Annotated in this window: 6 protein-coding genes; 3 read left to right on the top strand and 3 right to left on the bottom strand. The window is 65.7% G+C overall.

Going from position 1 to position 3,413, the window contains the following annotated elements; genetic code table 11:
- Positions 1-58 precede the first annotated feature (58 nt).
- The 3 genes from JHD07_RS32855 to JHD07_RS32845 all read left to right on the top strand — a co-directional run bounded on the left by JHD07_RS32855 (position 59) and on the right by JHD07_RS32845 (position 2,225).
- Complete coding sequence (locus JHD07_RS32855) at positions 59-520, top strand: Hsp20 family protein (protein WP_291629689.1); 462 nt, start codon at positions 59-61, stop codon at positions 518-520.
- A gap of 100 nt (positions 521-620) precedes the next feature.
- Positions 621-956 carry a hypothetical protein gene (locus JHD07_RS32850; protein WP_291629686.1) on the top strand — a complete coding sequence of 112 codons (336 nt, stop codon included), beginning with the start codon at positions 621-623 and terminating at the stop codon, positions 954-956.
- Positions 957-1,118: 162 nt separating this feature from the next.
- Complete coding sequence (locus tag JHD07_RS32845) at positions 1,119-2,225, top strand: trypsin-like peptidase domain-containing protein (protein ID WP_291629685.1); 1,107 nt, start codon at positions 1,119-1,121, stop codon at positions 2,223-2,225.
- A 277-nt stretch (positions 2,226-2,502) separates the two neighbouring features.
- Here the strand turns inward: JHD07_RS32845 and JHD07_RS32840 are convergent, their stop codons facing one another.
- From JHD07_RS32840 to JHD07_RS32830, 3 genes are all read right to left on the bottom strand, one after another.
- Positions 2,503-2,679: a hypothetical protein gene (locus JHD07_RS32840; RefSeq protein ID WP_291629683.1), complete on the bottom strand. Its 177-nt coding sequence runs from the start codon at positions 2,677-2,679 to the stop codon at positions 2,503-2,505.
- Positions 2,676-2,894 (bottom strand): hypothetical protein, encoded by a 219-nt coding sequence (locus JHD07_RS32835; protein WP_291629691.1) that lies wholly within the window; start codon positions 2,892-2,894, stop codon positions 2,676-2,678. The genes JHD07_RS32840 and JHD07_RS32835 overlap by 4 nt, the downstream gene beginning before the upstream one ends.
- Positions 2,895-3,022: 128 nt before the next feature.
- A partial coding sequence (locus JHD07_RS32830; RefSeq protein ID WP_291629682.1) for an aldolase/citrate lyase family protein occupies positions 3,023-3,413 on the bottom strand: 391 nt, incomplete at its 5' end.

Here is a 3,413-nt window from a genome sequence, read left to right as displayed (position 1 = left end):
GTCTGAGACCCTGTCCTGCGCTCCTTCGTATCCATCTTGCTCTCAGGAGGACTTGGTTATGAGGACCAGTTTCGACTTCGCGCCGCTGTGGCGCTCCACCATCGGCTTCGACCACCTCGCCGACCTCGTCGACAGCACGCTGCGCCAGGCGACCGAGGACAATTATCCCCCCTACAACATCGAACGCTCGGGCGAGGACCATTACCGGATCAGCCTTGCGGTGGCGGGCTTCGGCCCCAGCGACATCACGGTGACGGCCGAGCAGAACGCGCTCACGATCGAGGGCAGGAAGCCCGAGACCGCTGCGCGCGAATATCTGTACCAGGGCATCGCCGCGCGTCCGTTCCGGCGCGTGTTCAACCTGGCCGACTATGTCCAGGTGAAGCAGGCGTCGTTCCAGGACGGGCTCCTGATCATCGACCTCGTCCGCGAGGTTCCGGAAGCCATGAAGCCGCGCCGGATTCCGATCGCGGGCGGCACGCCTGCGGCATCGCAGATCGAGCAGAAAAAGGCAGCCTGAGCGCTCGATCAATCGAATGGCGGAACGGCAGCGATCGGCGCCGCCGTCCCGCCGTCAACACCCCGTCCCTTTGGAAAGGAGCTTGAGGGAGGCACGACCGATGACCAACGTGAATACCAATCCAGGCACTCTCAACCCGCTATTTCATCCCGCCGCTCATTACGACTCGCCGACCGAGGTCCTGAATGCGAAGGATCTCTCTGCGCCGGAGAAGCGCATCATCCTGTCGTCATGGGCGTCCGACATGTACGCGGTCGAATCCTGCCCGGCCATGCGCGAGATTCCCGGCATGAGCCACACGGTCAGGCTGGTCGACATTCTCGGTGCGCTGCGCAAGCTCGACGGCGACAACGACAATGACGATCCGCCGCGCGGCGGCGGCGTGCCGATGCGGCTGCGGCGGCCCTGGGCCGCCGCCGAGAGGCAGGCGGCATGATGATCACGCCAGCCGTTCTCGGCCTCGTGCTGGTCGGCCAGGCCTCGGCGGCCTGGGTCGTCCCGTTGCTGGCCCTGCAGGGCTGGATCGTCGCATCACGCGGCGAGGGCTAAAACGACAATCTCGCATATCCGCGCAACGCGAAGCGGCAGGGTGACGATGATGAATGCTGTGCGTCTGCTGTTGCTGACCTTGCTGGTGCTGACGCTCACGGCATCGCAGCCTGCCGCCGGCCAGATTGCAGATCCGAAGACGGGCGGCCCGGTGCCGACGCTGGCGCCCCTGGTGCGCCAGGTGACGCCGGCCGTCGTCAACATCTCCGTGCACGGCCGCGTGCGCGAGGACAATCCGCTCTATCGCGATCCGCTGTTCCGCGAGTTCTTCGACGTTCCCCGGCAGATCGAGAAGGAGATCAACGCCACCGGCTCCGGCGTGATCGTCGATGCCCAGCGCGGCTACGTGCTGACCAACAATCACGTCGTGGAAGGCACGTCCGCGGTCCAGATCACGACCAAGGACGGCCGGCAGTTTTCCGCCAGGGTGATCGGCCGCGATCCGCCCACGGATATCGCCGTGCTCCAGGTCCAGAACCCGGCCGGGCTCAAGGCGCTTGCCTTCGGCGACAGCGACGGGCTCGAGGTCGGCGATTTCGTGCTCGCGATCGGCAATCCCTTCGGCCTCGGGCAGACCGTGACCTCGGGGCTCGTCAGCGCGCTGGGGCGCACCGGCCTTGGCAAGCAGGGCTATGAGGATTTCATCCAGACCGATGCCGCGATCAATCCCGGCAATTCCGGCGGTGCGCTTGTCAGCCTGCGCGGCGAGCTCGTAGGCATCAACTCGGCGATCATCTCGCCCGCCGGCGGCAATGTCGGCATCGGCTTTGCAATTCCCATCAACATGGCCCGCAAGGTGATGGAGCAGATCATCGTGAGCGGCCGTGTCGAGCGCGGCCGCATCGGCGTGTCGCTGAAGGACCTGCATCCCTCGATCAACAAGGGACTCACTCAGGGCGCCGTCATCGCGGAGATCGCCGCGGATTCGCCCGCAGAGAGGGCAGGCCTGCGCAAGGGGGATGTCGTCACTAGAGCCGACGACCGCCCGATCCGCACCGCCGCCCAGCTCCGCAACACGATCGGCCTAGCGCGCGTCGGCGAGGACGTGAAGCTCACGCTGCTGCGCAACGGTGTGCCTTTCACGGCCAATGTGAAGGTGGCGCCGGCGAACCAACCGAGCAGTGCGCTCGCCGGCCCCAATCGCCTCGTCCGCTGAAGCGAATGCGGAGACGAGCCGCGGAATCGCTCCATTCCCTGCTATGGCAGATGAATTACACGGGCACGTCCGGCTTGCTCCGCCTCTCCCGCTTGCGGGAGAGGCCGCCGCGCTCGCAGAGCGCGGCGGGTGAGGGCTTTCGCCGCACAGGGAAATCCTCAGTCAATCTCAGTAATCCCAGCGCGGAGAAACCCTCTCCCCAACCCTCCCCCGCAAGCGGGGGAGGGAGCCCACTGCCGATGCCGCCGCATCGTCCAGGGTCCTGCGATCTTCCAGCTCAGGCCGCGCGGCGATCCGGCTCGCCTTGCAGGTCCCGGATCAGCCTCTTCTCACGCTCGATGCGCTGGCGGTAGAGCTCGCGCTCGTGCTCGCTCTTCGCGCTGGCCAGAAGCAGCTCATAATGGACTATGACTTTTTCGCTGCCTCGAATGAGCAGGTCGCGCTGATTGGTCATTGCAACACCTCCATCGCATTGGCCTGCGCTGCGGAAGCGCGGAACGCGACCGGGAATGCCGTCGCCGTCAAGGCATCGAGCGACGAGCGCTCTTCTGCGAGGCGTCTTTCGATGAAATGCCGTTCCAGCTCCGATAGCTTCGTTCGCAGCAGGCGCCGGTAGCGGTGGATGTTGTTGCGGTGCGCGCGAATGCGGGCCAGATTTTCATCGAGCATCATCGTCTCTCCAGACGGTCGCGTTGGTCCTTTGACTTTGAGGGGTGAGAAGATTCCTTCTCGGCGTGAAAAATAGGCCGGGGCTCACTGGTGTCAAGATGTTCACCGTTGCGAGGTTGCGTCCCGATCTAGGGCTCGCCGAGGATCTTTTTCGCGGCGCGAAGGTGCGGCTTGTCGATCATCTGGCCGTCGAGCCGCAGCGTGCCGGAATCGGGATTGCTCGCGAACGCCGCGATCACCTTCTCCGCCCAGGCGCGCTCGGCCTCCGTTGGCGCGAAGGCCGCGTTGACGATGTCGACATGCTTGGGATGGATCAGCGCCTTGGCCGAAAAACCGTCGCGCCGCGCGGCGCGCGTCTCCTGCTCGAGGCCGGCGAGATTGTCGATGTCGGTGTAGACGGTGTCGATCGGGGCGACCTCGGCCGCGGCCGCTGCCATCAGGCAGAGGTCGCGCGCGAGGCGATAGGGGCTGTGGAAGACGCCGCCCGAGGCTTTCTCGGTGGCGCCGAGCGAGGCGGAC

Origin of the sequence: Bradyrhizobium sp. (assembly GCF_016462955.1) — a bacterium.
In the GTDB taxonomy this organism is placed as follows: domain Bacteria; phylum Pseudomonadota; class Alphaproteobacteria; order Rhizobiales; family Xanthobacteraceae; genus Bradyrhizobium.
The sequence above is the reverse complement of the archived record's forward strand: the minus strand, read 5'-3'. Positions and strand labels throughout refer to the sequence as shown.

Bases quoted from the DNA above. Each gene is read 5' to 3' on its own strand.
- JHD07_RS32855 (WP_291629689.1), top strand. From the start codon at position 59: ATGAGGACCAGTTTCGACTTCGCGCCGCTGTGGCGCTCCACCATCGGC.
- JHD07_RS32850 (WP_291629686.1), top strand. From the start codon at position 621: ATGACCAACGTGAATACCAATCCAGGCACTCTCAACCCGCTATTTCAT.
- JHD07_RS32845 (WP_291629685.1), top strand. From the start codon at position 1,119: ATGAATGCTGTGCGTCTGCTGTTGCTGACCTTGCTGGTGCTGACGCTC.
- JHD07_RS32840 (WP_291629683.1), bottom strand. From the start codon at position 2,679: ATGACCAATCAGCGCGACCTGCTCATTCGAGGCAGCGAAAAAGTCATA.
- JHD07_RS32835 (WP_291629691.1), bottom strand. From the start codon at position 2,894: ATGCTCGATGAAAATCTGGCCCGCATTCGCGCGCACCGCAACAACATC.